The 24,680-nt window shown below is 63.6% G+C and carries 28 protein-coding genes and 1 tRNA gene; 17 read left to right on the top strand and 12 right to left on the bottom strand.

Annotated features, from left to right (window positions below; all coding sequences use genetic code 11):
* Nucleotide 1: 1 nt before the first annotated feature.
* Nucleotides 2–754: an SDR family NAD(P)-dependent oxidoreductase gene (locus tag ACI5KX_RS02245; protein WP_406809053.1), complete on the top strand. Its 753-nt coding sequence runs from the start codon at nucleotides 2–4 to the stop codon at nucleotides 752–754.
* On the opposite strand, the gene ACI5KX_RS02240 is transcribed toward ACI5KX_RS02245, so the two are convergent.
* From ACI5KX_RS02240 to ACI5KX_RS02205, 8 genes are all read right to left on the bottom strand, one after another.
* Nucleotides 751–1,242, bottom strand: coding sequence for a VOC family protein (locus ACI5KX_RS02240; protein ID WP_406809052.1), 492 nt, complete (start codon nucleotides 1,240–1,242; stop codon nucleotides 751–753). The genes ACI5KX_RS02245 and ACI5KX_RS02240 overlap by 4 nt on opposite strands.
* A gap of 119 nt (nucleotides 1,243–1,361) precedes the next feature.
* Nucleotides 1,362–2,282: an SDR family oxidoreductase gene (locus tag ACI5KX_RS02235; RefSeq protein WP_406809051.1), complete on the bottom strand. Its 921-nt coding sequence runs from the start codon at nucleotides 2,280–2,282 to the stop codon at nucleotides 1,362–1,364.
* Entirely contained in the window at nucleotides 2,282–2,674 is a 393-nt protein-coding gene (locus tag ACI5KX_RS02230; RefSeq protein ID WP_406809050.1) for a nuclear transport factor 2 family protein, read from the bottom strand. Before ACI5KX_RS02230 ends, ACI5KX_RS02235 begins: the two co-directional genes overlap by 1 nt.
* A complete protein-coding gene (locus ACI5KX_RS02225) occupies nucleotides 2,671–2,901 on the bottom strand; it encodes a biotin/lipoyl-containing protein (RefSeq protein ID WP_406809049.1) in 231 nt (76 codons plus the stop codon). Before ACI5KX_RS02225 ends, ACI5KX_RS02230 begins: the two co-directional genes overlap by 4 nt.
* Nucleotides 2,902–3,888, bottom strand: coding sequence for an alpha-ketoacid dehydrogenase subunit beta (locus ACI5KX_RS02220; protein ID WP_406809048.1), 987 nt, complete (start codon nucleotides 3,886–3,888; stop codon nucleotides 2,902–2,904).
* Nucleotides 3,888–4,856, bottom strand: coding sequence for a thiamine pyrophosphate-dependent dehydrogenase E1 component subunit alpha (locus ACI5KX_RS02215; RefSeq protein WP_406809047.1), 969 nt, complete (start codon nucleotides 4,854–4,856; stop codon nucleotides 3,888–3,890). The genes ACI5KX_RS02220 and ACI5KX_RS02215 overlap by 1 nt, the downstream gene beginning before the upstream one ends.
* A 30-nt stretch (nucleotides 4,857–4,886) precedes the next feature.
* Nucleotides 4,887–5,651 (bottom strand): SDR family NAD(P)-dependent oxidoreductase, encoded by a 765-nt coding sequence (locus ACI5KX_RS02210; RefSeq protein ID WP_406809046.1) that lies wholly within the window; start codon nucleotides 5,649–5,651, stop codon nucleotides 4,887–4,889.
* Nucleotides 5,652–5,992: 341 nt separating this feature from the next.
* Nucleotides 5,993–6,067 (bottom strand) — tRNA-Thr (locus tag ACI5KX_RS02205).
* A 90-nt stretch (nucleotides 6,068–6,157) separates the two neighbouring features.
* On the opposite strand from ACI5KX_RS02205, the gene ACI5KX_RS02200 reads away from it, so the two are divergent.
* The 9 genes from ACI5KX_RS02200 to ACI5KX_RS02160 are packed head-to-tail and all read left to right on the top strand — an operon-like array spanning nucleotide 6,158 to nucleotide 13,913.
* On the top strand, nucleotides 6,158–6,307 hold the full coding sequence (locus tag ACI5KX_RS02200) for a hypothetical protein (RefSeq protein ID WP_406809045.1): 150 nt from the start codon (nucleotides 6,158–6,160) through the stop codon (nucleotides 6,305–6,307).
* Between the two features lie 26 nt (nucleotides 6,308–6,333).
* Nucleotides 6,334–7,020 (top strand): 2,3-diphosphoglycerate-dependent phosphoglycerate mutase, encoded by a 687-nt coding sequence (gene gpmA, locus ACI5KX_RS02195; RefSeq protein ID WP_406809044.1) that lies wholly within the window; start codon nucleotides 6,334–6,336, stop codon nucleotides 7,018–7,020.
* A 13-nt stretch (nucleotides 7,021–7,033) separates the two neighbouring features.
* Entirely contained in the window at nucleotides 7,034–7,516 is a 483-nt protein-coding gene (gene purE / locus ACI5KX_RS02190; RefSeq protein ID WP_406809043.1) for a 5-(carboxyamino)imidazole ribonucleotide mutase, read from the top strand.
* Nucleotides 7,516–8,595 (top strand): 5-(carboxyamino)imidazole ribonucleotide synthase, encoded by a 1,080-nt coding sequence (locus tag ACI5KX_RS02185; RefSeq protein ID WP_406809042.1) that lies wholly within the window; start codon nucleotides 7,516–7,518, stop codon nucleotides 8,593–8,595. Before purE ends, ACI5KX_RS02185 begins: the two co-directional genes overlap by 1 nt.
* Complete coding sequence (locus ACI5KX_RS02180; protein WP_406809041.1) at nucleotides 8,592–9,113, top strand: dihydrofolate reductase; 522 nt, start codon at nucleotides 8,592–8,594, stop codon at nucleotides 9,111–9,113. Before ACI5KX_RS02185 ends, ACI5KX_RS02180 begins: the two co-directional genes overlap by 4 nt.
* Entirely contained in the window at nucleotides 9,113–10,051 is a 939-nt protein-coding gene (locus tag ACI5KX_RS02175) for a bifunctional riboflavin kinase/FAD synthetase (RefSeq protein WP_406809040.1), read from the top strand. The genes ACI5KX_RS02180 and ACI5KX_RS02175 overlap by 1 nt, the downstream gene beginning before the upstream one ends.
* Nucleotides 10,044–12,959, top strand: a complete 2,916-nt coding sequence (gene ileS / locus ACI5KX_RS02170; protein ID WP_406809039.1) for an isoleucine--tRNA ligase — start codon at nucleotides 10,044–10,046, stop codon at nucleotides 12,957–12,959. Before ACI5KX_RS02175 ends, ileS begins: the two co-directional genes overlap by 8 nt.
* Entirely contained in the window at nucleotides 12,959–13,501 is a 543-nt protein-coding gene (gene lspA, locus ACI5KX_RS02165; protein WP_406809038.1) for a signal peptidase II, read from the top strand. The genes ileS and lspA overlap by 1 nt, the downstream gene beginning before the upstream one ends.
* 1 nt (nucleotide 13,502) lies before the next feature.
* Nucleotides 13,503–13,913, top strand: coding sequence for a DUF3035 domain-containing protein (locus ACI5KX_RS02160; RefSeq protein WP_406809037.1), 411 nt, complete (start codon nucleotides 13,503–13,505; stop codon nucleotides 13,911–13,913).
* A gap of 259 nt (nucleotides 13,914–14,172) precedes the next feature.
* Here ACI5KX_RS02160 and ACI5KX_RS02155 read toward each other — a convergent pair whose 3' ends face one another.
* Nucleotides 14,173–15,483, bottom strand: coding sequence for a hemolysin family protein (locus tag ACI5KX_RS02155; RefSeq protein ID WP_406809036.1), 1,311 nt, complete (start codon nucleotides 15,481–15,483; stop codon nucleotides 14,173–14,175).
* Between the two features lie 191 nt (nucleotides 15,484–15,674).
* Between ACI5KX_RS02155 and ACI5KX_RS02150 the strand changes: the two genes are divergently transcribed.
* On the top strand, nucleotides 15,675–16,373 hold the full coding sequence (locus ACI5KX_RS02150) for an OmpA family protein (RefSeq protein ID WP_406809035.1): 699 nt from the start codon (nucleotides 15,675–15,677) through the stop codon (nucleotides 16,371–16,373).
* Between the two features lie 139 nt (nucleotides 16,374–16,512).
* On the opposite strand, the gene ACI5KX_RS02145 is transcribed toward ACI5KX_RS02150, so the two are convergent.
* Nucleotides 16,513–17,289, bottom strand: a complete 777-nt coding sequence (locus tag ACI5KX_RS02145; protein WP_406809034.1) for a 3'(2'),5'-bisphosphate nucleotidase CysQ — start codon at nucleotides 17,287–17,289, stop codon at nucleotides 16,513–16,515.
* A gap of 125 nt (nucleotides 17,290–17,414) precedes the next feature.
* Here ACI5KX_RS02145 and sucC point away from each other — a divergent pair, with 125 nt between their 5' ends.
* Nucleotides 17,415–18,614, top strand: coding sequence for an ADP-forming succinate--CoA ligase subunit beta (gene sucC, locus ACI5KX_RS02140; protein ID WP_406809033.1), 1,200 nt, complete (start codon nucleotides 17,415–17,417; stop codon nucleotides 18,612–18,614).
* 1 nt (nucleotide 18,615) lies between these two features.
* Entirely contained in the window at nucleotides 18,616–19,068 is a 453-nt protein-coding gene (locus tag ACI5KX_RS02135) for a GFA family protein (protein WP_406809032.1), read from the top strand.
* Here the strand turns inward: ACI5KX_RS02135 and ACI5KX_RS02130 are convergent, their stop codons facing one another.
* Nucleotides 19,069–19,587 (bottom strand): DUF6265 family protein, encoded by a 519-nt coding sequence (locus ACI5KX_RS02130; protein WP_406809031.1) that lies wholly within the window; start codon nucleotides 19,585–19,587, stop codon nucleotides 19,069–19,071. It abuts the gene before it with no gap.
* Nucleotides 19,588–19,789: 202 nt separating this feature from the next.
* Between ACI5KX_RS02130 and ACI5KX_RS02125 the strand changes: the two genes are divergently transcribed.
* The 4 genes from ACI5KX_RS02125 to ACI5KX_RS02110 all read left to right on the top strand — a co-directional run bounded on the left by ACI5KX_RS02125 (nucleotide 19,790) and on the right by ACI5KX_RS02110 (nucleotide 23,403).
* Nucleotides 19,790–20,542: an electron transfer flavoprotein subunit beta/FixA family protein gene (locus ACI5KX_RS02125; protein ID WP_406809030.1), complete on the top strand. Its 753-nt coding sequence runs from the start codon at nucleotides 19,790–19,792 to the stop codon at nucleotides 20,540–20,542.
* A 29-nt stretch (nucleotides 20,543–20,571) separates the two neighbouring features.
* Nucleotides 20,572–21,504: an electron transfer flavoprotein subunit alpha/FixB family protein gene (locus ACI5KX_RS02120; RefSeq protein ID WP_406809029.1), complete on the top strand. Its 933-nt coding sequence runs from the start codon at nucleotides 20,572–20,574 to the stop codon at nucleotides 21,502–21,504.
* A gap of 64 nt (nucleotides 21,505–21,568) precedes the next feature.
* Nucleotides 21,569–22,474, top strand: coding sequence for an energy transducer TonB (locus ACI5KX_RS02115; protein WP_406809028.1), 906 nt, complete (start codon nucleotides 21,569–21,571; stop codon nucleotides 22,472–22,474).
* A 44-nt stretch (nucleotides 22,475–22,518) separates the two neighbouring features.
* On the top strand, nucleotides 22,519–23,403 hold the full coding sequence (locus ACI5KX_RS02110) for a TonB family protein (RefSeq protein ID WP_406809027.1): 885 nt from the start codon (nucleotides 22,519–22,521) through the stop codon (nucleotides 23,401–23,403).
* A 9-nt stretch (nucleotides 23,404–23,412) separates the two neighbouring features.
* On the opposite strand, the gene ACI5KX_RS02105 is transcribed toward ACI5KX_RS02110, so the two are convergent.
* Nucleotides 23,413–24,633: a DUF445 domain-containing protein gene (locus ACI5KX_RS02105; protein WP_406809026.1), complete on the bottom strand. Its 1,221-nt coding sequence runs from the start codon at nucleotides 24,631–24,633 to the stop codon at nucleotides 23,413–23,415.
* Nucleotides 24,634–24,680: the final 47 nt, after the last annotated feature.

Genomic DNA, 24,680 nt, shown 5'->3' with positions numbered 1-24,680 from the left:
TATGTCACTGACTGTCGATCTTTCGGGGCGCACCGCGCTCGTTACCGGCGCGTCCTCGGGTCTGGGTTCGCGCTTCGGACGCATCCTTGCCGCAAACGGAGCAAATGTCGCGCTCGGCGCGCGGCGCAAGGACCGGCTCGAATCGCTGGCGGCAGAAATCGGACCTCAAGCGGCAGCGATCGAAATGGACGTGATGCGCGAGGCCGACATCGTCGCCGGTTTCGACGCCGCCGAGGAAGCCTTCGGGACGGTCGATACGGTAATCGCCAATGCCGGGATCGACGGCGCCGGAATGGCAGTGGACATGCCGGAAGAGGAAATCGAGCGAACGCTCGCTGTCAATCTCAAGGGCGCGATCCTGACTGCTCGTGAAGGCGCAAAGCGCATGATAACGGCAGGTGTGGCCAGGGGGCGGATCGTGATGATCGCCTCGATCACCGCGTTCGAGCCCTCGCCCGGTCTCGTCGCCTATTCGGCAAGCAAGGCGGGCGTGGTGCAGGCCGCGCGCAGCATGGCCCGCGAGTGGGCGCGCGCGGGGATCTGCGTGAACACGATCTCACCCGGCTATATCCGCACCGCGATCAATGACGCATGGTTCGACACCGAACCGGGCAAGAAGCAGATCGCGCGCTTTCCGAAGCGCCGCCTGATGGGCGAAGAGGGGCTCGACGGGGTGGTTTTGTTCCTGTGTTCGGACGCAGCCGAATTCGTCACCGGCAGCGACTTCGTGCTGGACGACGGACAAACGCTTTAGTCTTCAGGCTCTTCCGGGGCCATCGGTTGCCACAACTGGATTGCATTGCCTTCAGGGTCAATCACCGTGGCAAAGCGACCGTTGGGATAGGTCTCCGGATCGAGCTCGACCGCGATCCCGTCTGCCTCAAGCTGCGCAACGAACGCGTCTATATCGGCAACACGGAAGTTCCACATCCAGGTCTTGCCTGCCGGAATCATGGCAACGTCGTTGGGCATTGGCGCGAAAATGGTGGGCCCCTCTTCCTGCACCCATGGCTCTTCATCGTAGCTGGTCGGAGTGCGGTTGATTCCGAAATGCTTTTCGTACCATGCGGTTAGTGCCGCAGGATCTTCCGAACGGACAAACAGCCCGCCAATACCCAGTACAACCTGCCGCTCCATCTCGTTGCTTCCCTCCGTTCCCGGCCCGCACTCTCTTGCAAGAGCCGGATCATAGCTGCCAACGACCAATAGAGCCGCACCAATCACTCCCGTCAAACGGCGCATTCCGGCTCTCCCTTCGGCAAGAATATGCAGCTTGCATCATGGCTTGGATAGGCAATTCGCACAATCGGGCATCTCAATCCCAAAATCCGGCAAGACTTCTCACTCGGGACAAAGGACGCTCAAGGTAAGCCAGCCATCCAGTTCTTCGACTTCGCCCATTCGAGATGCGATGTGGGCTCCATTCCAAGCAGGTCGCGCGCATGCTGGGGATCGACCAGCAACGGCGAGACAGGCTGCGAATTGTAGAAGGTGTAGAACTTCGCCATCCCGTCATAGATGCTGTGGGGCGGCACTTCGCGCGATCCGGTGACGAGCTCGCTCATTCGCGCGGCGAATTCCTCGGGCTTGAGGCTCTGAAACCGCACCTCCCTGCCGATGGCTTCCGACAGATTGGCCGCGACCTGATCGCCGACCAGCGCCTCCGGCCCGCCCAGCGGCACGTGCTGGCCGTCCGCCGCATCGGTCTGGAGCGCGCGGCGCATGGCCTGCGCGACGTCTTCGAGGCACACCCAGTTGATCTTGAGGTCGGGCTTCGCAGGATAGGCGAAGATGCCGTCGCGCATGATCGCGGGCCGGGTCCAGATGCGATACTGGTTGTCCATGAACACGGTCGGCTCGATGAACACGCACGGAATGCCGGTCTCTTCGAGCGAGCGCTCGATATCGCGGCGGCCGTCATGTGCCGACAGGTCGAGATCGTGATCCGCCACGTAACAGGACGTGTTGAAGACAAGCTTCTTGAGGCCCGCGCGCTTCGCCCCTTCGGCGATGCAGCGCCCGAAATGCGCGGCCTTCTCGCGGTCGAATTCGAACGGCAGGTGGAAGGCGGCGGCACCCTGACCTGCGAACGCCGAGGCCATCGCGTCGGCATCGCTGATGTCGGCATGCACGGTCGGCAGGTCGGGCCATGGCGTGTCTGCCATCGCATCGTCGCGGCGAACCCCGGCGGTTACCTCGAAGCCGTTGGCGAGCAGTTCCGCGACGAGCGGCTGCCCCTGGTCTGCGGGCGCGCCGAGGACGCAGACCTTTTCGATCGCCATCAGCTCGCGGCCTTCTCGGCAACCTGCGCTGCGTCGAAATAGTGGATGCGCAGGCTCTTCATCAGCCCGTCCTCGAATTCGCCCATCTCGCACACCGTCTGGCTGAAGCTCTCGCCGCCGCCTTTTGGCGTCATGGTCAGCGTCAGCACGGTAACGGCGTGGGTGTCGCCGCCGGTGATGTCGTGAATATCGACCTTCGCCTCGGCCCACGTGCCGTACATCGCCGCCGCACAGCGTTGCAGCGCATCCTTGCCGCGCCATTCACCCGCGAAAGGCAGGCAATCGGCTTCGTACAGCACGAAATCCTCGTGCAGCAGGCTTTCGACCGTGTCCCAATCGCGCGCGCCAGCAGCGGCATAGACGGCGGCCTGTATCTCTCTCGGGGTTTTCACTCGATCGTGCCGATCACGTCGCCGACCTTGTACTTGACGCCTTCTTCGCCGGTCGGACGGATCGTCCCGCTGGCCTGCGCCTCGATCTCGACTGTCGTCTTGTCGGTTTCGGCGGTGTAGATGATGTCGCCCTTGGCAACCTGCTCGCCGTCGCCGAACATCCATTCGGACAAGGTCACCGTGGTCGCGCTCATGCCCAGTTTGGGAATGCGGATTTCCTCTGCCATTTACGCCTTCCCTACGCTGGCCTTGATCTGGCCGACGATCTCTTCCTTGGTCGGAATCCACGCCTGTTCGAGATGCGACGCGAAGGGCACGGCAGAGAAGGTCCCGCCGATGCGGCGCACCGGACCCTTGAGATGGTCCCAGCATTTCTCCTGGATGTTGGCGGCGATCTCCGCCCCGGTGCCGAACGGACGCACCGCTTCGTGCAGGGTCAGCGCGCGGCCGGTCTTGTTGACGCTCGCGAGCACCGTCTCCTCGTCGTAAGGCGCTATCGTGCGAAGGTCGATCACTTCAACGCTGATACCTTCCTTGTCGAGTTCGCCCGCAACTTCGAGAGCGTCGAGCACGGTGCGGCCATAGGTGATCAGGCTGATGTCGCTGCCTTCCTTTGCGACCGCCGCCTTGCCGAGTGGCACGCGGTAGCCCGGGCCCGGATCCTCGCTGGTGAGCCCGTAGCACAGGATGTTCTCGATGAAGATGACGGGATCGTTCGCATCGATCGCCGATCGCATCAGCCCGCGCGCATCGGCGGCGTTGCTCGGCGTGACGGTGTGAATGCCAGCGACGTGCGCGAACCACGCCTCGAGCATGTCGGAGTGCTGGCCGCCGAAGCCGACCCCCACCCCGGTGGTGGTGCGGATCACGATCGGGCACGGCGTCTGCCCGCCCGACATGAAGCGCAGCTTCGCCGCGTGGTTGACGATCTGGTCCATGCACACGCCGACGAAGTTCATCAGCATGATTTCGGCAATCGGGCGCTGCCCGGCGAGCGCCGCGCCCACGGCGGCACCGATGATCGCGGTTTCGGAGATCGGCGTCGCGCGGATGCGGTGCTCGCCGTACTTCTCGGTGAGCCCCGCAGTGACTTTGAACACGCCGCCGCCCTGCTTGGCGGAAACGTCCTCGCCGAGGCAGAACACGCCGTCGTCTTCCGCCATGGCTTCGTCGATGGCCTTATTGAGGGCCTCGGTCATGGTGATCTCGGCCATTACGCGGTCTCCTCGAGCACGTCTTTGTAGATTTCGTCTGTGTCGGGCAGCGGCGCATCGAGCGCATGCTGAACCGCCGCATCGATCTCGGCGTCGATATCGGCGACGATCTTGTCCAGTTCCTCTTCGGTGAACTGGTGCTCGAGCATCACCTTGCGCAGCTTGGGCAGCGGGTCTTCACGCTGCATCTCCTCGATGTGCTCCTTAGGCATGTAGGAGAAATCCGAGCCGAAGAAGTGGCCCATCATGCGGTAACACATCGCTTCGACCAGCGTCGGCCCTTCGCCCGCACGGGCGCGGTCGACCGCTTCCTTCACCGCCGGATAGATCTGGTTCACATCGTTGCCGTCGACCGTCACGCCCTTCATCCCGTAGCCTTCGGCGCGGCTCGCGATATTCTTGCTGTGGGTGTGGTCGGCATAGGCGGTGTGTTCGCCATAGCGGTTGTTCTGGCACAGGAAGACCACGGGCAGCTTGTAGAGCTGGGCCATGTTCATCGCTTCGTGAAAGCCGCCGATATTGGCCGCCCCGTCGCCGAAGCTGACCAGCGTCACCCGCCCGTCGCCATTGTTCTGGCTCGCCATCGCGAGCCCGTTGGCGATCGGGATGCCGCTGCCGACGACGCCGGTGGTCACCATGATCCCGGTTTCGGGATCGGTGATGTGCATCGTCCCGCCCTTGCCCTTGCAGGTGCCGGTCGCCTTGCCGAGGCATTCGCCCCACCATTTCTCGATCGGGATTCCCTTGGCGGTCTGTTCGCCCTGCCCGCGATAGGTACAGACGACGTAATCGTCCGGCTCCAGCGCAGCCATCGCGGCGGCGGAGACGAGCTCCTGCCCGCGCACGCAGTAATACATCACCGCGACCTTGCCCTGCATCAGCAGCTCGCGGAATTTCTCGTCGGTGCGGTTCACCTTCATCGTGCGGGTGTAGATATCGAGCAGCTTGTCGCGATCTATTTCAGCCATTGGATCGGGCCTTTCCTCTCGGGGATATGCTTAGAACTGGACGCGCTGCGTAAAGCCGCCGTCTACGACGATGTTGGCGCCGGTCATGTAGGGCACCGCCGGGCTGGCGGTGAAGACGATCGCGTTGGCGACCTCCTGATCGTTGCCGAAGCGGCCCATCGGCATCTTTGCGAGCGTGGCCTGGAACAGCTCGGGCATCGCGCCCTCGATCACCTCCCAGTTGCCGCCGGGGTAGTAGATCGCACCGGGCGAGACGCAGTTGACGCGGATGCCCTGCGGCGCGAGCGCTTGGCTGAGCTGCGAACCGTAGGTGATCAGCGCCGCCTTGAGCGCGTTGAAAGCCTGCGGGGCAATGAAGGTTTCGAGCGCGGCGGTCGAGCTCATGAATACGATCGATCCGCTGTCCGACTTCTCGAGATGCGGGGTCAGCGCCTCGACGCCGTTGACCGCGCCCATGATGTCCATGTCGAGGCCGTTCTGCCAGTCGCCTGTCCCTCCGGTTCCCGAAGAGGACGCGGTGTGGATGAAGATATCGCACCCGCCGAGTTCGCCCGCAGCCTTTTCGAGCCACGCTTTGTAGGCATCGCCGCCCGAAGCCATGTCGAACACTTCGGCGAAGACCTTCCCCGGTCCCGCCTCGTCGATCGCGGCCTTGGCGGCCTCGATCTTATCTTCCTTGCGGCTGAAGAAAGCGACATCCGCACCTTCGGCGGCAAACAGCTTGAGCGAGGCAAGCCCCAGCCCGTGCGCCCCGCCGTTCATGATGACTTTCTTGCCCTTGAGTCCGAGATCCATTGCCGCTCTCCATCCGCAATTGAGTGATGGCCAAGGGATAGGGCGCGCCGGGACTGCGCGCACTCGTCAAAAGTGTGGGGTAGGAATGTTTGTTTTGGCCCTCAGACGCCGGGCGGCGGACATCCGTCCGCCTTGGCTTCGCCGCATAAGCGGCGGCGCGCGGTCGCGCGCTGGCTCACCTTCCGTGCGCAACCATTCCTGGCCAAAACTTGGTTCCGCAACTCGGTCGCACAGCGACCGCAAGGCCGACTGGCCGCCCGCAGGGGCCCGCAACGAAGCGCAGCGAAGTGGAGGAACAGCCCCGAGGACGCTGGCTCGGATGAGCGAGCGAATAGCAAGGATGGTGCTGCTGGAGAGAATTGAACTCTCGGCCTCACCCTTACCAAGGGTGCGCTCTACCACTGAGCTACAGCAGCCTGCCGGAACAGGCGCGCGCTATTGTCGCACCGCCTGCGAATGTCAAGCCAAGCTTGCAGTGCGGGCGCTCTAGCGGCAAGGCGTTTCGCATGAGTGAAGAGGCGAGCAAGAATATGTCGCGCGAAGAGCGTCTCGCGGCCAAACTGCGCGAAAACCTTCGGCGGCGCAAAGTGCAAAGCCGCGCGCAGCATAGCGAATCGCGCGAGAACGGGCTTTCCAAGCAAAAGCCCGAAAGCTAGGGCAGAGCCGGAAAACCGGAGGGCAAATGCCAAAGCTCATTCTCGTTCGCCACGGCCAGAGCCAGTGGAACCTCGAAAACCGCTTCACCGGCTGGTGGGATGTCGACCTGACCGACAAGGGTGTCGAAGAGGCGATGGCCGCCGGTGCGCTGATGCAGGAAAAGGGCGTGCTGCCGACGGTCGCCTTCACCTCGGTCCAGACCCGTGCGATCAAGACGCTGCACCTCGCGCTCGGCGTGTGCGACCGGCTGTGGATCCCCGAGACGAAGGACTGGCGGCTCAACGAGCGCCACTATGGCGGGCTCACCGGCCTCAACAAGCAGGAAACCCGCGACAAGCACGGCGACGAACAGGTGCACATCTGGCGCCGCAGCTTCGACGTGCCGCCGCCCGAAATGGAGCCGGGCAGCGAATACGATCTCTCGTCCGACCCGCGCTATGCCGGGATCACGGTGCCGCGCACCGAAAGCCTGAAGCTCACGATCGAGCGCGTGCTGCCCTATTGGGAAAGCACGATCCTTCCCGTCCTCGCCAGCGGCGAGACGGTGATCATTTCGGCGCACGGCAATTCGCTTCGCGCGTTGGTCAAGCATCTCTCGCAAATTTCGGATGACGACATCACCGGGCTGGAGATTCCCACCGGCCAGCCGATCGTCTATGACTTCGACGACGAGATGGTGCCGGGCGAACGGTACTATCTGAAAGACAGCTGAGGGCACGCGCGCAATGGGAGGAAAAGTCGCCATCGTGATGGGGAGCCAGTCCGACTGGCCGACCATGAAAGGCGCCGCCGAGGTGCTCGACGAGCTCGAGGTCGAGCACGAAGCGCGGATCGTCTCCGCGCACCGAACGCCCGACCGGATGAGCGCCTTTGCAAAAGGTGCCGAGGGTGACGGTTTCGATGTCATCATTGCGGGCGCAGGAGGCGCGGCGCACCTGCCGGGGATGATCGCCAGCATGACCCACCTGCCGGTGCTCGGCGTGCCGGTGCAGTCGAAAGCGCTGTCGGGCATGGATAGCCTGCTTTCGATCGCGCAGATGCCCGCCGGGGTCCCGGTCGGCACGCTCGCGATCGGCGAAGCGGGTGCGAAGAATGCAGGGCTTATGGCAGCCGCGATCCTCGCGCTGTCCGACGAAGACCTGTCCGAGCGCTTGCAGGACTGGCGCGCCGCCCAAAGCGCCGCCGTCGGTGAAGCTCCGGTCGACTGATGAGCCCGCAGCCCCTTCCTCCCGGTTCGACCATCGGCATTCTTGGCGGCGGCCAGCTTGGCCGGATGATGGCGATGGCCGCGCTCCAGCTCGGTTACCGCGTGATCGGCTACGCCCCGCCGGGGGACAATGTCTCGACCTCGGCCAGCGACGATTTCTTCGAGAACGGTTGGGGCGAGAAGGATGCTCTCGCGGCCTTCGCCTCGAAATGCGACGTCGTGACCTGGGAATTCGAGAACGTCCCGCTGAGCGCGGTCGAAGCGATCCCCGAGGCCATGCTCGCGCCGCATCCCAAGGCGCTCGGCGTTGCGCAGGACCGGCTGAACGAAAAGCGCTTCGTCGAGGAGCTCGGTGCCACCTGCGCGCCCTATGCGCGGGTCGAAAGCGATGACGATTTCGCGCGGGCGATCGAACGAATCGGCACGCCGGGCATCCTCAAGACCGTCCGCGACGGCTATGACGGCAAGGGCCAGTGGCGCATCGCCAACGCGCACGAAGCGCAGGGCGTGCGTTTCCCGGGCAAAGCTTGCATTTACGAAGGCATGGTCGATTTCGAGACCGAGTTCTCGGTGATCCTCGTGCGCAATCGCGAAGGCGATGTGCGGTACTGGGATTCGACCGCCAACACCCACAGCGGCGGGATGCTGGATTCCTCGGTGCTACCCGCCGGCGCGCTGGTCGCGGCGCAGGTCGAGGAAGCGCGGGCGATTGCCGCGAAGACCGCCGACGCGCTCGGCTATGTCGGTGTCCTCACGCTCGAATTCTTCGCCACCAGGGCAGGTCCGGTGTTCAACGAAATGGCTCCGCGGGTGCACAATTCGGGGCACTGGACGATCGAGGGCGCGGCAACGAGCCAGTTCGAAAACCACATCCGCGCAATCGCAAACCTGCCGCTGGGCGGGACCGAGACCCGTTTCGCCCGGATCGACATGCGCAACATCGTCGGCAAGGACGCGCTCACGGCGCATCGGATTCTCGCTGAAGAAGGCGAGCCGCACCTTCACCTTTATGGCAAGGCGGAGGTCCGCGAGGGGCGGAAGATGGGGCATGTGACGCGGGTGGGCAACCACCTGCCATGAACCACGAGATCGTCCTGATCTATGCCCGCGCGAGCAACGGGGCGATCGGCTTCGAGGGTCGCCTGCCGTGGCACCTGCCCGCCGACCTCAAGCGCTTCAAAGCGCTGACCATGGGCAAGCCGATGATCATGGGGCGCAAGACCTTCGAGAGCCTGCCCGGCCTCCTGCCCGGACGCCGTCACATCGTGCTCACCCGCCGCGAGCGCTGGGATAGCGAGGGTGCAGAACAAGCCCGCGCGGTCGAAGAGGCGCTGGCGATGGCCGAGGAGAACAATTCGACCGGCGAAATCTGCGTGGTCGGCGGTTCGGCAATCTACGATGTCTTCCGCCCGCTCGCCCACCGGATCGAAGTCACCGAGATTCATGCCGAATTCAAAGGCGATACCTTCATGAAACCGCTCGGCGCGGATTGGGAAGTCACGGCGCGCGAAGACCACCCGGCAAAGGGCGACAATCCGGCCTATTCCTTCGTCACCTATCACCGGCACGACGACAACACCGCCGAAGAGCAGGTCTGATGCGCTGGCTCGATCATCGCGAGGACATCGGCCCCGCGCTGCGCGGCGCGGTGATCGCGCTCGGCAATTTCGACGGCTTCCACAAGGGCCACCAGGCGGTCGCGGGCGAGGCGATCGACTGGGCGCACGACGAAGGGCGACCTTCGATCATCGCGACCTTCGATCCTCACCCGGTGCGGTTTTTCCGTCCCGATGTCCCGCCGTTCCGCCTGACCACGCTCGAACAGCGGCAGGAGCTCTACCTCGCCGCCGGCGCGACCGCGATGCTGGTGTTCCACTTCGACAAGGACCTCGCCGGGACCAGTGCAGAGGATTTCATCACGAAAATCCTGATCGAGCGCTTCGGGGCCTATGGCGTCGTCACCGGCGGCGATTTCACCTTCGGTCAGGGCGCGAAGGGCAATGTCGAATTGCTGCAGGGCTTCGGCGCCCAGCACGGCCTGAAGAGCCGTGTGGTCGAGGCGGTCGAGCAGGAGGGCGTAGTGTCATCCAGTCGCATCCGCGAGGCGCTGCGCGAGGGCGACCCGCAACTCGCCGCCGAACTGCTCACCCGCCCCTTTGCGATCCGCGGGATCGTCGAGCATGGCGACAAGCGCGGGCGCGAGCTCGGCTATCCCACGGCGAACCTCACGATCGAAAACTACCTTCGCCCCAAATACGGCATCTACGCAGTGACCGGGCGCATTCTTGCGACGGGGCAGGTGCTGAAAGGCGCCGCGAGCGTCGGCATCCGCCCACAATTCGAACCGCCCAAGGAGCTGCTCGAACCCCATTTCTTCGATTTCTCGGGCGATCTTTACGGGCAGGAAATCGAAGTCGCGTTCCACCACTTCCTGCGCGGCGAGGCGAAGTTCGACAGCCTCGAGGCGCTGATGGAGCAGATGGAGAAGGATTGCGACGAAGCGCGAAGGCTTCTAAGCGCCCTTCCCGATGACTGACTCGAGCACCAACGCCGAAAAAGGGCGCGACTACAAGGACACCGTTTTCCTTCCGAAAACGGATTTCCCGATGAAAGCCGGCCTTCCGCAGAAGGAACCGGGCATCGAGGCGCGCTGGCGCGAGATCGGGCTGTACGAGAAACTGCGCGAGGCACGGCGCGGGCGCGAGAAGTTCATCCTCCACGATGGCCCGCCCTACGCCAATGGCGACATGCATATCGGCCATGCGCTCAACCATATCCTCAAGGACATGGTCTGCCGCACGCAGAACCTGCTCGGCAAGGACGCGCCCTACGTGCCGGGCTGGGACTGCCACGGCCTGCCGATCGAATGGAAGGTCGAAGAACAGTACCGCAAGAAGAAGAAAAACAAGGACGAGGTTCCGGCCAAGGAATTCCGCGCCGAATGCCGCGCCTATGCGCAGCACTGGGTCGATACGCAGCGCGAGCAGCTGAAGCGGCTCGGCATCATGGGCGACTGGGACAATCCCTACCTCACGATGGATTTCCAGGCCGAGGGCACGATTGTCGCCGAGCTGATGAAGTTCGTCGAGGAAGGCAACATCTATCGCGGCGCCAAGCCGGTGATGTGGTCGCCGGTAGAGAAGACCGCGCTGGCCGAGGCGGAGGTCGAGTATGAGGACCTGACGGACTCGCCGCAGATCGATGTGGCGTTCGAGATCATCGAAAGCCCGATCGAAGAACTGGTCGGTGCCCATGCGGTAATCTGGACGACGACCCCGTGGACGATCCCGGTAAATCAGGCTTTGGCCTATGGGGCGGACGTCGAGTATCGAATTCTAGAAATTGACGACAAACGGCTGCTGATCGCCGATGAGTTGCTCGAAGCGTTCACCTATCGATTCGCATCGCAATTCGACCGGCCAAGAAATTCTGATGATCCAATTCGCGGTCGTTGGAAAGGCTCCGACCTGGCCGGAACCAAGGTCCGCCACCCGATGCACCATCTCGGCGGGTTCTACGCCACGCCGCGCCCGATGCTCGAAGGCGATTTCGTCACCACCGATTCAGGCACGGGCCTCGTCCATATGTCGCCCGACCATGGCGAGGACGATTTCGACCTGTGCAAGGCGCACGGCATCAATCCCGTCTTCGCGGTGATGGATGACGGGCGCTATCGCGACGACTGGCTTTGGCTCGGCGGGGACGACGAGCGCCGCCGCTCGGTCATCAACAAGCCCTTCAACGCGCCCGACGGGCCGATCTGTTCGGACCTCCGCGAGGCGGGTGCGCTGCTGAGCGCGTCGGCCGACTACGAGCATTCCTATCCGCACTCATGGCGCTCGAAGGCCAAGGTGATCTATCGCTGCACGCCGCAATGGTTCGTGCCGATGGACAAGCACCTCGCGCACCTCCCTGCGATCTCTGCCGAGGAACAGCGCTGGGAAGGCGAAGGCGGGAACGACACGATCGACGAAGAAGCGACCGCCGGATCGCCGACTTTGCGAGAACTCGCGCTCGACGCGATCGCGCAGACGCGCTTCGTCCCCGAAAAAGGCCGCCGCCGGATCGGCTCGATGGTCGAAGGCCGCCCGGACTGGGTGCTCTCGCGCCAGCGCGCCTGGGGCGTGCCGATCACGATCTTCGTCCGCCCCGACGGCACCTACCTGCAAGACCCCGAAGTGAACGCGCGCGTGGTCGCGGCGATCACCGAGGAAGGCGTCGATGCGTGGGAGGAAAGCCGCAAGGCCGAATTTCTCGGACCGGATCACGACCCCAACGATTACGAGATGGTCACCGACATTCTCGACGTCTGGTTCGACAGCGGCTGCACCCACGCCTTCGTGCTCGAAAGCGGACGCTGGCCGGACCTGCAATGGCCCGCCGATCTCTATCTCGAAGGCAGCGACCAGCATCGCGGCTGGTTCCAGTCCTCGCTGCTGCAAAGCTGCGCCACACGCGGCCGCGCGCCTTACGATCAGGTTCTCACCCACGGCTTCACCATGGATGCCAAGGGCAAGAAAATGTCGAAATCGCTCGGCAACACCATCGATCCGCTCAAGATCATGGAGACGACCGGCGCGGACATCATCCGCCTCTGGGCGCTCTCGGTCGATTTCACCGAAGACCACCGGATCGGCGACGAAATCCTCAAGGGCGTTTCCGACCAGTACCGCCGCCTGCGCAACACCTTCCGCTACCTGCTCGGCGCGCTCGACGGGTTTGTCGGCGACATGTCCGATGCAGGCGCAATTCCCGAGCTGGAGCTCTATGTCCTCTCGCTGCTGAGCGAGCTGGACGGCAAGCTCAGGCAGGCGGTGGAGGATTACGACTTCAACACCTACACTCGGCTGCTGGTCGATTTCTGCAACGAGGACCTTTCCGCGTTCTTCTTCGATATCCGCAAGGACACGCTCTATTGCGACGGGCCGGATTCGACGACGCGCAACGCTTATCGCACGGTGCTCGACCTGCTGTTCCACGCGCTCGTTCGCTACGCCGCGCCGGTGCTGGTGTTCACCGCGGAAGAGGTCTGGAAGACGCGCTATCCTCAGGACGATGAGCAGGGCGGCAGCGTCCACCTGCTCGAATGGCCGAGCGTGCCCACCGTGCCCGCCGACCGCGACAAGTGGACCAGGCTTCGCGCCCTTCGCGAGCGCGTCACCGAGGCGATCGAGCCATTGCGCCGCGACAAGGTGATCCGTTCGAGCAACGAAGCGGTGGTTACCGTGCCAGCCGATGCGGTGCCGGACGGCGTGACCGACGAACAACTCGCCGAATTGTTCATCACCGGGACAGTGACGCGCGGCCAAGGCGACGACGTGACCGTCGCCAAATCCACCGACCACAAATGCGGGCGTTGCTGGCGCCTGCTTCCCGACGTGCCGGAAGACGGCGCGCTGTGCGGGCGCTGCGACAGCGTGGTTGCCGAAATGGACCCCGCCTGATGGGCCGGATATTCACCCGTAACCGGCTGATCGGGCTGGCCTTCGCTGCGATGATCGCGGTGATCGACCAGATCGTGAAGTGGTATGTGATCGGCCCGCTGCAATTGCGCCAGGTGCTCAATATCGAGCTGCTGCCGTTCTTCGATCTCACCTATGTCGAGAACCGCGGCATGTCGCTCGGCATGTTCCAGGCCACCAGCATGGAAGCGCGCTGGATTCTGGTGCTTCTCACCGCGGCTATCGCAGCGATCGTGTTCGTTTGGATGATGCGCGAAAAGCTGATGGGCGACATCCTAAGCCTCGCAATGATCCTCGGCGGGGCGATCGGCAATATCCGCGACCGCTACGATCTCGGCTATGTCATCGACTATGCCGATTTCCACATCGGCTCGTTCCGCCCTTTCCTCGTTTTCAACGTCGCCGATGCGGCTATCACCATCGGCGTAGTCATCATCCTTGCGCGGAGCCTTTTCATGCGCGAAAAGGAGGATGACGAACCGGACGCCGAGACCGCTTCGGACAGCGTCCCATCGGAGAATTAATATGCGTACTGCCAAGACCGTCATCCTTCTCGCCGCCGGCAGCACCCTGCTCGCCGCATGCGGAGGCGGCGGAATCTTCAATCGCGACCGGCCCGACGAATTCGCCGTGCAGCGCCAGGCACCGCTCGTCGTTCCGCCCGATTTCAGCCTCCAGCCGCCAGCCCCCGGCGCCCCGCGTCCGGCGGAGGGCACCGCGCAGGAGCAGGCGCTCGACGCGCTGTTCGGCGGCCCGGCCCCGCGCAGCGCCACGGAGGCAAGCGTGCTCGACCGCGCCGGTGCAGCCGCCCCGGGCATTCGCTCGCAGATCGGCGATCCGGGAACGAACACCGTCGCCAAGGGCAGCGTTACGCGCGACATCATCGCTGCCCCCGAAGGTGACGGACAGGCGGCACAGGCGGTAATCCCTGGCTAGGCCGGGAATTACCCGTTTTCTAGAACACCTTTAGACGCCGGGCGCGGGCCAACCGGCCCGCTTGGCTTCGCCGCATAAGCGGCGACGCGCAGTCGCGCTTGCGACGCCTCCGGCGTCGAACAATTCCAAGCTCTCGGCTTGGTCGCGGAGCTCGGCTGCGCAGCAGCCGCAAGGGCGACCGCCCGCCCGCAGCGCCGAAGGCGTGAGGAAATCGCGCGCCGGATGGCGTGCTGAAAACAAGGACTCTGCAAACAAGCCCCTAGCTTTCGCCTTCTTCGGTCTGCTTCGAGACCAAAATCTGGTCGATACGGCGATTGTCCATGTCGACGATCTCGAATTCCCAGCCCTGGTCGGTGAAAGTCTCGCCCACCACTGGCAGGCGCTTGAGCACCGACAGCGCATAGCCCGCCGCCGTACCGAATTCGCGGTCGTCGCCATAATTGAGACCGAGCCGGTCCGCGAGCGCATCGGCGGACAGCGCGCCGGACACCAGCAGCGAACCGTCCTTGCGCTCGACAATCTGCGGCTGATCGCCCTGGTCGAGATCGCTTGCGAAATTGCCCGCGATCGCGGTGAGCAAATCGACCGGAGTGACGATCCCTTCGAAGTGGCCGTATTCGTCATGCACCACGGCCATGGCGATGTCCGCCGATTGCAGCACCCGCAGCGCATCCATCGCATCGAGCTGGTCGGGCACGACTTCGGCTTTCTTCATCATCTCCCGGATCGACACCGATTGGCCAGCCACCAGCGCGGCCAGCACTTCGCGCACCTTGACGATGCCGAGGATCGCATCGGGCGCCCCTTCCGCCACTGGCAGCAGCGAGTGCGGGCTATCCTCGATCGCCTTCCTGATCTGCTCGGCGTCGGCGTCGGCCTCGATCCAGTCGATCTCGGTGCGCGGGGTCATCATTTCACGCACAGGGCGTTCGGCCAGCCGCACCACACCGGTGAGGATCTGCTTCTGCTCCGCTTCGATCACACCTGAGCGGGTCGCCTCGGCAAAGATCATCTGCAGCTCTTCGGCGGTGACCGAATGCTGTCCCTTCTGGCGGATGCCGAAGAGCGCGATGATCCCCGCCGAAGACTTGTCGAGCACCCACACCAGCGGTGCGGCGACGCGGGCGAGGAAATCCATCGGCGGCGCCATGATCAGCGAAATCGGCACAGCAGAACGCAGCGCGACCTGCTTGGGCACGAGCTCGCCGATGACGAGGCTGAAATAGGTCGTCAGCGCGATAACCAGCGCGAACCCCGCCTGGTCGGCGAATTCCGGCGGCACGCCGAGGGCCGCCAGCCGCTCTCCCACCGGCATGCCGAGACTCGCGCCCGAATACGCACCGGCGATGATCCCGATCAGCGTGATCCCGATCTGCACGGTCGAGAGGAACTTGCCCGGCTCCTCGGCCAATCGCAGCGCAATCTTGGCGCTCGCCGATCCTTCGTCGCGGCGGCTTGTCAGGGTGGATGTCTTTGCCGAAACGATGGCGAGCTCGGACATGGCGAACACGCCGTTGAGCACGATCAACGCGGCGATGATGAACAGGTCTGTCCAGGGAAAGGGTGTCACCGGCACAGCGCTAGCACAATTGTGGCGGCTTGCCAGCCAGTCGCTCGCCCGAGCCCTGTGGAAGGCAAATCACGCTGCCGTTCAGGCGCGGGCAAACGATCGGCGATCAAACGCATCTCTTCGGAACATATGCGTGCGTTTCCTTTTGGTTAGGTATACGTTCGTTCGCACTCACGAGGAGGAGAAGAATAATGAAAACATCACGTATCCTGCTTTCCGGCACAGCCGCGCTTGCCCTGCTGGGCACCAGCGCCTGCGTCACCGATCCCAACACCGGCGAACAGAAAGCTTCGCGCACCGCCATCGGGGCGGGTGCCGGCGGCTTCCTCGGTTATTTGCTCGGCGGCGCAATCGGCGGCGATACCGGCCGTATCCTCGGCGCAGCGATCGGCGGTACAGCCGGCGCGGTCGCCGGCAAGCAATTCGACGACCAGATTCGCGAACTCGACGAGCAGACCGCGGGCAGCGGTGTCGATGTCGAAGAAGTCGGCGACGGCGAAGCGATTCTCGTCCGCCTGCCCGATGGCGTGACCTTCGCCAGCGGTTCGGCGCAGATCAATCCCGGCTTCTACGACACGCTCAACACGGTCGCCGACAGCCTGATCCAGTATCCGAACAGCCTGATCGACGTGTACGGCTTCACCGATACGACGGGGTCGAACGCGCTCAACCAGCGCCTTTCAGAACAGCGCGCGCAGGCCGTGGCCGATTATCTGGCCGCGCGCGGCGTTGCTCGCTCGCGCATGGCGACCCAGGGCTTTGGCGAGCAATACGACTATCTCCGCGTGAAGACCGCGGACGGAGTCGCAGAACCGCTGAACCGCCGCGTCGAGATCAAGATTATCCCGATCACCCAGGAAGATGTCGAGGCCGCGCGCCAGGGGAATTGATCCCTGTCTGCGAGCACGGGCGCAGCCGCGCCCGTGCCTCCTCGCTCATGCAACCTGAAGGTTGCGTCGCTGCGGGCGGGCAGTCGCCCTTGCGGGCCGCCATTGGCGGCCCGTTTCGATTGGCATGCGCGATATCGTGCTATTTGAGCTGCGCCGCCCTGTCCGCAAGCCGCGCGACGGCCTCTGCATGGATGCCGGGCGCGCAAACCAGCACACCGAAGTCTCGCGGGTCGTGCTTGTTGTAATCGAGCGGCTTGCCGAACGCGTCGGAAACGACCGCCCCTGCTTCGCGCGCGATCAGCGTGGCGGCGGCGATATCCCATTCGAACCCCCAGCGCAGCGTCGCGACGAGATCGGCGCGATCATCCGCCACCATCGCAATCCGGAGCGCGATCGAATTGGGCTTTTCGACCGCGACGAGGTCCGAATCGACGCTGGGAAGCTCGTCGACGGGGACCCGCGAACCGGCGAACTGCGATCGTATGCTCGCCTTGAGCGGCCTGCCGTTGAGCGTCGCGCCTTGTCCTGCCACGGCGCACCATTCCTCGTCTCTCGCGGGCGCCAGCAGCATGCCGATCAGCGGCCGTCCGGCACTGACCAGCGCGACCGAGATCGCCCATCCGGCGCGCCCGCGCACGAAATCGCGCGTGCCGTCGATCGGATCGACCAGCCACAACAGGTCGCTGCCCGTCCGCGCCTTGTCGTCGATGGTTTCTTCCGACAGCCAGCCCGCCGCAGGCAGCAGGTGCCCGAGCTCTCGGCGGAGGAAGCGGTCCACTTCGAGATCGGCTTCGCTCACCGGGTTGCCGGGGGTCTTGTCCCAGCTTTCGAGCACGTGCCCCTTCCCGGGCCAGCGCGCATAGGCGATCCGCCCCGCCTCGCGAACGATTTCCTCAAGGCGATCCCTGTCAATCATGCGAGTTCCCTCGTGGATGCACTCTGACCACTTTTCAAGTCGCTCCAACCTCCGTAGGGCGTGCTGCAAACGAGTCTCTCGCACGAGGGGCCAGTCACGCGAACAGACCAAGGGATCACGCCGACATGAACGTCCACGAATATCAGGCCAAGGAACTGCTCAAGGAACACGGAATCGCCGTGCCGGACGGCCACGCCGCGCTTTCGGTCGAGGAAGCCGTCGAAGCCGCGAAGAAGCTGCCCGGGCCGCTATATGTCGTAAAGGCGCAGATCCACGCCGGTGGCCGCGGCAAAGGCAAGTTCAAGGAGCTCCCCGAAGACGCCAAGGGCGGCGTGAGGCTCGCCAAGTCGGTTTCGGAAGTCGAGACCAATGCGCGCGAAATGCTCGGCAACACGCTGGTGACGGTGCAGACCGGTGAGGAAGGCAAGCAGGTCAATCGCCTCTACGTCACCGATGGTGTCGACATCGCCAAGGAATATTACTTCTCGCTGCTGGTGGACCGCGCCACCGGCCGCGTGGCCATGGTCGTCTCGACCGAAGGCGGGATGGACATCGAGGCGGTCGCGCACGACACGCCCGAAAAGATCACCACCATCACCATCGACCCGGCGCAGGGCTTCATGCCGCATCACGGCCGTGCGGTGGCATTCGGCCTCAAGCTTTCGGGCGATCTCAACAAGCAGGCTCAGAAGCTTGCCAAGCAGCTCTACGAAGCCTTCGTCGCGACCGACAGCTCGATGCTGGAAATCAACCCGCTGGTCGAAACCGAGGACGGCAAGCTGCTGGTGCTCGACGCCAAGATGAGCTTCGATTCGAACGCACTCTATCGGCACCCGGCAATCGAAGAAATGCGCGACGAGACCGAGGAGGATCCGGCCGAAGTCGAGGCGAGCGAATACGACCTCGCCTATATCAAGCTCGACGGCAATATCGGCTGCATGGTCAACGGCGCGGGCCTTGCGATGGCGACGATGGACATCATCAAGCTGAACGGCGCGTTCCCGGCCAACTTCCTCGATGTCGGGGGCGGCGCAACCACCGAGAAGGTGACTGCAGCGTTCAAGATCATCCTCAAGGACCCGGCGGTCGAGGGCATTCTTGTCAATATCTTCGGCGGGATCATGAAGTGTGACGTGATTGCCGACGGGATCGTTCAGGCGGCGAAGGAAGTGAACCTATCTGTGCCGCTGGTGGTCCGTCTCGAGGGTACCAACGTCGCCAAGGGCAAGGAAATTCTCGACAATTCGGGCCTGCCGATCGTTAGTGCAGACGACCTGGGAGACGCGGCGCGAAAGATCGTGGCCGAGGTGAAACAAGCGGCCTGAGATGGCAATGCACTCGGGAGAATGTCGCTGTGGTGCTGTAGCATTCGAAATTGCGGGCTCTCCGATCCTGACGATGGCATGCCACTGCAAGGGCTGCCAGCGGATGACCTCGGGGGCGTTTTCGCTGAGTGCGCTTTATCAGGACTACCGATTTTCGAAAATCTCGGGTGAGACGGTGCTGGGTGGCCTCAAAGGCCCTACTCGACATTATTTTTGTAGTAAGTGCCTTAGCTGGATTTATACCATTCCCGAGAGTCTCGAGGGAATGGTCAACATCCGAACCCCAATGCTAGAAGATGCAGCGAAGTTTCCTCCCTTCGTCGACGTTTTCCTCGCCGAGAAGCTGCCCGGCGCCATTTCGGGAGCGCCGCATGGGTTCGATCAGTCGCCGGACGCCGAGAAGTTCAGGGAACTGGCGGGCAGCTACGCAGAATGGGACAGGCGGCCTGACTGATCAATTGCTGGCCGCGGGTTCGAAGCGGAACAACAGTTCGCCGCCGCTTGTCATCCGCACCGCTGCCACCAGCCCCTCGCCCGGCTTGTCCGGGTCCGCACAGCGCAGGGTGAGCGCGTTGAAATAGGCGGCGCATGGTTCGATCGCGACGAGGCGGAAGGTCAGCATCTTGTCCTTCTCCTCCCAGCCGGTGAGGTCGGCGTTGAAGTGCTTCAGGCGCAACACGAGCGTGCCCTCCTCCTCCATCAGGTAGAGATGCTCGGTGAACTGGATCGCGCCGTCTGCCGTCCGTTGGACGAATGTACCGACCATCGTGTTGCCGGTGGGCGGGAGCCAGCTTTCCATCGCTGGCGCGCCACCGATGCCGTCACCCGACCATTGCCCGACCAGCCATTGCATTTGCGCGATCGTGGCCGAAGGCGACTCGAAACCCTCTTCCCCGATCCGCGTTTCCTGCGCGGACACCGGCATGGACTGCATCGATATGGCAGCAAGCGTGGCGACGAGAAATAGGCGCATGGCATCCTCCCTTGGCTGTGAAATGTAGCGCGCGAAGGCAAATTCACCTAGCGCGATCGGAACAGGCACGGCATGGCAATCGTTGATCGTACGAGAGACCGGTCAACTTGACGTTTACGTAAACGCAAGCTAGGCCGCGGTGCAAGAGATTCGTCGTTCCCTGCGCCCGATGCGGGGGACGCCAAAGGGAAAGGAAAATCGCATGAAGATCCTCGTGCCCGTCAAACGGGTGATCGATTACAACGTGAAGCCGCGCGTCAAGGCGGATGGCTCGGGCGTGGACCTTGCCAACGTCAAGATGAGCATGAACCCGTTCGACGAGATCGCGGTCGAAGAAGCGATCCGGATCAAGGAAGCGGGCAAGGCCGAAGAAATCGTCGCCGTGTCGATCGGCCCGGCCAAGGCGCAGGAAACGCTGCGCACCGCGCTCGCCATGGGCGCCGACCGCGCGATCCTCGTCGAAGTCGAAGACGGCGTCGATGTCGAACCGCTTGCGGTCGCCAAGATCCTCAAGGCGATCGCCGACGAAGAGGGGCCCGGCATCGTGATGCTCGGCAAGCAGTCCATCAGCGACGACAGCAACCAGACCGGCCAGATGCTCGCCGCCCTCATGGGTCGTCCCCAGGGCACCTTCGCAAACACCGTCGAGGTCGATGGCGACAGCGTCTCCGTCAAGCGTGAGATCGACGGCGGACTGGAAACCGTCAAGCTGACGATGCCCGCCATCGTCACCACCGACCTGCGCCTCAACGAGCCGCGCTACGCTTCGCTGCCCAACATCATGAAGGCCAAGAAGAAGCCGCTCGATACCAAAACGCCCGCCGATTACGGCGTCGACATCGCGCCGCGCCTCACAACCACCAACGTTTCCGAACCGCCCGTCCGCCAGGCCGGTGAAAAGGTCGAAGACGTCGCCGCTCTGGTCGAAAAGATCAAAGCGCTCGGCATCGCGTAAGCCACGGATCAGGAAAGGACAGAAAAGACATGAACACTCTGGTTCTCGTCGAACACGACAATTCGAGCGTCAACGACGCAACCCTCGCCGTGGTCACCGCCGCCTCCAAGATCGGCGAAGTGACAGCCTTGGTCGCCGGCCACGATTGCGGCTCGGCCGCCGATGCCGCTGCCAAGATCGCGGGCGTTTCCAAGGTGCTGAAGGCTGATGACGCCGCCTATGGCGAATTCCTCGCCGAAAACGTCGCGCCGCTCGTGGCGGGCATCATGGACGGCTACGACGCCTTCCTTGCCCCGGCCACCACCACCGGCAAGAACATCGCGCCGCGCGTCGCCGCGCTTCTCGACGTGATGCAGATCTCGGACATCCTTTCGGTCGAAGGCGACAAGACCTTCACCCGTCCGATCTATGCCGGCAACGCGATCGCGACCGTCCAGTCGAGCGACCCCAAGCTGGTCATCACCGTGCGCGGCACCGCGTTCGAAAAGGCCGCTCCCGAAGGCGGCTCGGCTTCGGTGGAAGATGTTTCCGGACCGGGCGATGCGGGAATTTCGAGCTTCGTCAGCCGCGACGTCGCCGATGGCGGCGACCGTCCGGAACTGACCAGCGCGAAGGTCATCGTTTCGGGTGGCCGTGCGCTCAAGGATGCGGAAACCTTCGAACAGGTCATCAATCCGCTCGCCGACAAGCTCGGCGCGGCCATCGGTGCCTCGCGCGCGGCGGTCGATGCCGGCTATGTGCCGAACGACTATCAAGTCGGACAGACCGGCAAGATCGTCGCTCCGGAAGTCTATATCGCGATCGGCATCTCGGGCGCGATCCAGCACCTTGCCGGGATGAAGGATTCCAAGGTCATCATCGCGATCAACAAGGACGAAGACGCACCGATCTTCCAGGTCGCCGATATCGGCCTCGTCGCAGACCTCTACAATGCGGTTCCGGAATTGACGAACGCATTGTAATCCCGACTGAAACGGGTTGAACTCAGCCTCCGCCGCGCTACCGTGCCCGGCGGAGGTCTTGTTTATGGGTCGCGCACTGGTTCTTCTTTGTCTTTCCGGCGTTGCCATGATGGCTGCGCCTGTAAGCGCAGCAACGCTCGAGCTCGAGCCCGCCTCGGAATGGCGGTTGCGCGACTATGACGACAAATCCCGGATGATCCGCACATTCGGCGATGGCGAGGATGCCGTTACGCTGTGGATCGAGAAGGCCGGAGCGGGACGCTTCATCAACATGACCGTCATCGGTCGCCCGTTCCGCAGTCCATACGGTACGCGCGTCTCGCTGGCGTTCCGTCCGGGCGACCCGATCTCCCGAGGCTTCGTCCGCAGCACATCGAGCAAGGGCCGCCCAGTTCTGACCCTGTTCGGCGTATCGGCTATTTCGCACGATCCGGAGCCCATTGCCGAAGGCCAGGAGGAAACCGTCGATCTTACGGCGACCGATGCCGACGGCCTCGCACCCGAAATCCTGTCACGCAGATATGATGAAGTGGAGGCGATCGAGCTTTCCGGTGCCTTGGTCCAGAAAGTGTCGCTGAAATCCGGCGGTCTCGGCTCCATGATGGCGCAGCTCGAACAGTGCGCGGAAACGCTTCCTGGAAAGCGGCCCAACGTCTCTTCGGGGGAAGGCGACAAGGCTCAAGGGGCGAGCGCGCGCGACGCTGCCGCTTGGGCACCCCAGATCCAGGCCAATTACCCGGCCTATCTGCTAAGGGAGATGGCGCAAGGAACGGTCGGGGTGCGCGTTCAGATCAACCCTGAAGGGCGCGCAACCTTTTGCGAGGTGAGAGAATACACCGGTCCCGCGGGATTCAATGACGCAGCCTGCCTCGCAATGATGCGATATTCACGGTTCAATCCTGCAAGGGATGGTGACGGAAATCCGGTGTGGGGAACCTACTCAACCCGGGTCACGTATCGCATCAACTGAGAGCCACCTTGCACCCAGCATACTCTTAAGGGGAAACTCCGATCATGGGTCGCACCAGAATCGCAAATGTCGCAATCGCCCTGGCCGTATCCGGCACCCTCAGCCCGCCCACTGGGCTGGCTGCACAAGAGCCTGCGGGGATCGCCCCCAGCAGCAACTGGAACGTCGATTTCGCTCCGAACAAGTGCCGGCTGGCGCGGGTTTTCGGGGAAGGTGAAGATCGTCATCTGCTGTTCTTCGAGCAATACTGGCCGAGCTCCCGTCTCGGCCTCACCGTATCGGGGCCCAGCTTCAAGCGCTGGCGTAGCCGGATGGATACGAGACTCAAGTTCTATTCCGGGCAGGAAGCCTTCAGGACCGAACCCTTCAAGGGCGACACGGAGACATTCGGCGCCGCAATGATCTACTCTTCGGTCAGCCTGTCCTCCGGCACCGACTATAGCGACGAGGAGGATGCTTCACTGCCGCGCCTCGATACCAGTCTCGCGGACGAGGTTGAATTCGTCTGGCTGCGCCAGCGGGGGAAAGAGGTGCGGCTGGATACGGGGCCACTCGGCGAGGCCTTCGCGGTTCTGAACCAGTGCACAAAAGACCTGCTGCAGGAGTGGGGCCTCGATGCGGAGAAACACGAGACAGCAACGCGACTGCCCAAGTGGAAGAATGAGAAAAGCATCGCCGCGCGCATTGGGCGAGCCTATCCCACTTCTGCACTCAATCGCGGCGAGCAAGGAATATTCCGAATGCGCGTGATGATCGACGAGAACGGACGCGTAACCGACTGCGTGATCGACGAAGCGACCATCGCCGAGCGGCTTGAGTCACCTGCCTGCCGCGTAATGATGGATGCCGACTTCGAACCTGCACTCGATGCGCAAGGAACTGCTTTTCCATCCTACTACGCGACGTCGATCACCTACCGGATCGGCTGACGGCGGCCATCACAAGAACGTCGTGATGAAATGCAGCGTCATGCCGACGAGCCCGCCCACCAGCGTGCCGTTGATGCGGATGAACTGCAGGTCGCGGCCGACCGCGCTTTCGATCCGGCCGGTGATCGTGGTCGCATCCCAGCGCTTTACCGTTTCCGATACCAGCGTGACGATCTCCGACCCGTAACGGGTGGCGACGCCCACGGCGGTGCGGCGGGCAAAGCGGTTGATCTGGGTCTGGAGCCGCTCGTCCTGTTTGAGAGCCTCGCCAAGGTCGGCCAATCCTTTGCGCATTTCCATTCCCAGCCCGGTATCGGCTTCGCGCGCGCGGCGGATCAGCGATAGGCGAATGCGTTCCCACACCGCCATCCACCATTCGGCCACCGCCGGGTTTTCGAGCAGGTCGCGCTTCATTTCTTCCACCCGCTCGCGCGTCGCCGCGTCGTGCTGGAGATCGTGCGCCAGCTTCTGGAGCCCTTCCTCGATCTTGGAGCGCAGCGGATGGTCGGGGTCGACCAGCACTTCGGCGAGCAACTTGTAGAGCCCGTCGAGCACGCTGGCGGAAATCCGCTCGTCGAGCCCGGTCCAGCGCAGCACGGCATTGGCGCGGCGATGGATGATGTCCTTCACCATCTCCTCGTTGTCCTCGAGCGTGAGCCCGGACCAGCGGATGATGCCGTCGATCAGCGGCAGGTGGCGGCGATCGGCCATCGCGTTTTCGAGCATCCGCCCTGCGAGCGGGGAGATATCGAGTTTGGAGAGTTGCCCGGCAAGCCCCGAGCGCACCTGGTTGCCGAGCCGGTCGGGATCGAGCGATTCGAGCACTTCGGCCATCAGCTCCGCCGCGCCAGCGGTGATCCGCGAGCGGGTGTCTTCTTCGCCCTTGTCCGGGCTGGCGACGAGGAAATCTCCCACCGCCCGCGCGACATTCATGCCCGACATGCGGCGCGCGACCACCGCGGGCGTAAGGAAGTTCTCGCGCAGGAACTGCGCCATGGTGTCGGCAATGCGATCCTTGTTCTCGGGGATGATCGCGGTGTGCGGGATCGGCAATCCGAGCGGGTGGCGGAACAGCGCCGTCACCGCGAACCAGTCCGCAAGGCCGCCGACCATCGCCGCCTCGGCGAAGGCGTTGACATAGCCCCATGCGGGGTGTGCGCCGAGAAGGCCATGAGTGGTGATGAACAGCACCGCCATCACGGCCAGCAGTCCGGTGGCGGTCCAGCGCATCCGCCGCGCGCGATCGGCGGACAGCGGCTCACCGCCAAACGTCAATG

The sequence above is a fragment of the Erythrobacter sp. GH1-10 genome, from assembly GCF_045363165.1.
Taxonomy (GTDB): domain Bacteria; phylum Pseudomonadota; class Alphaproteobacteria; order Sphingomonadales; family Sphingomonadaceae; genus Erythrobacter.
This window is presented reverse-complemented; position numbering and strand designations above follow the sequence as displayed.

Coding starts and splice junctions, on each gene's coding strand:
- ACI5KX_RS02245 (WP_406809053.1), top strand. CDS start 2: ATGTCACTGACTGTCGATCTTTCGGGGCGCACCGCGCTCGTTACCGGC.
- ACI5KX_RS02240 (WP_406809052.1), bottom strand. CDS start 1,242: ATGCGCCGTTTGACGGGAGTGATTGGTGCGGCTCTATTGGTCGTTGGC.
- ACI5KX_RS02235 (WP_406809051.1), bottom strand. CDS start 2,282: ATGGCGATCGAAAAGGTCTGCGTCCTCGGCGCGCCCGCAGACCAGGGG.
- ACI5KX_RS02225 (WP_406809049.1), bottom strand. CDS start 2,901: ATGGCAGAGGAAATCCGCATTCCCAAACTGGGCATGAGCGCGACCACG.
- ACI5KX_RS02220 (WP_406809048.1), bottom strand. CDS start 3,888: ATGGCCGAGATCACCATGACCGAGGCCCTCAATAAGGCCATCGACGAA.
- ACI5KX_RS02215 (WP_406809047.1), bottom strand. CDS start 4,856: ATGGCTGAAATAGATCGCGACAAGCTGCTCGATATCTACACCCGCACG.
- ACI5KX_RS02210 (WP_406809046.1), bottom strand. CDS start 5,651: ATGGATCTCGGACTCAAGGGCAAGAAAGTCATCATGAACGGCGGGGCG.
- ACI5KX_RS02200 (WP_406809045.1), top strand. CDS start 6,158: ATGAGTGAAGAGGCGAGCAAGAATATGTCGCGCGAAGAGCGTCTCGCG.
- gpmA (WP_406809044.1), top strand. CDS start 6,334: ATGCCAAAGCTCATTCTCGTTCGCCACGGCCAGAGCCAGTGGAACCTC.
- purE (WP_406809043.1), top strand. CDS start 7,034: ATGGGAGGAAAAGTCGCCATCGTGATGGGGAGCCAGTCCGACTGGCCG.
- ACI5KX_RS02185 (WP_406809042.1), top strand. CDS start 7,516: ATGAGCCCGCAGCCCCTTCCTCCCGGTTCGACCATCGGCATTCTTGGC.
- ACI5KX_RS02180 (WP_406809041.1), top strand. CDS start 8,592: ATGAACCACGAGATCGTCCTGATCTATGCCCGCGCGAGCAACGGGGCG.
- ACI5KX_RS02175 (WP_406809040.1), top strand. CDS start 9,113: ATGCGCTGGCTCGATCATCGCGAGGACATCGGCCCCGCGCTGCGCGGC.
- ileS (WP_406809039.1), top strand. CDS start 10,044: ATGACTGACTCGAGCACCAACGCCGAAAAAGGGCGCGACTACAAGGAC.
- lspA (WP_406809038.1), top strand. CDS start 12,959: ATGGGCCGGATATTCACCCGTAACCGGCTGATCGGGCTGGCCTTCGCT.
- ACI5KX_RS02160 (WP_406809037.1), top strand. CDS start 13,503: ATGCGTACTGCCAAGACCGTCATCCTTCTCGCCGCCGGCAGCACCCTG.
- ACI5KX_RS02150 (WP_406809035.1), top strand. CDS start 15,675: ATGAAAACATCACGTATCCTGCTTTCCGGCACAGCCGCGCTTGCCCTG.
- ACI5KX_RS02145 (WP_406809034.1), bottom strand. CDS start 17,289: ATGATTGACAGGGATCGCCTTGAGGAAATCGTTCGCGAGGCGGGGCGG.
- sucC (WP_406809033.1), top strand. CDS start 17,415: ATGAACGTCCACGAATATCAGGCCAAGGAACTGCTCAAGGAACACGGA.
- ACI5KX_RS02135 (WP_406809032.1), top strand. CDS start 18,616: ATGGCAATGCACTCGGGAGAATGTCGCTGTGGTGCTGTAGCATTCGAA.
- ACI5KX_RS02130 (WP_406809031.1), bottom strand. CDS start 19,587: ATGCGCCTATTTCTCGTCGCCACGCTTGCTGCCATATCGATGCAGTCC.
- ACI5KX_RS02125 (WP_406809030.1), top strand. CDS start 19,790: ATGAAGATCCTCGTGCCCGTCAAACGGGTGATCGATTACAACGTGAAG.
- ACI5KX_RS02120 (WP_406809029.1), top strand. CDS start 20,572: ATGAACACTCTGGTTCTCGTCGAACACGACAATTCGAGCGTCAACGAC.
- ACI5KX_RS02115 (WP_406809028.1), top strand. CDS start 21,569: ATGGGTCGCGCACTGGTTCTTCTTTGTCTTTCCGGCGTTGCCATGATG.
- ACI5KX_RS02110 (WP_406809027.1), top strand. CDS start 22,519: ATGGGTCGCACCAGAATCGCAAATGTCGCAATCGCCCTGGCCGTATCC.
- ACI5KX_RS02105 (WP_406809026.1), bottom strand. CDS start 24,633: ATGCGCTGGACCGCCACCGGACTGCTGGCCGTGATGGCGGTGCTGTTC.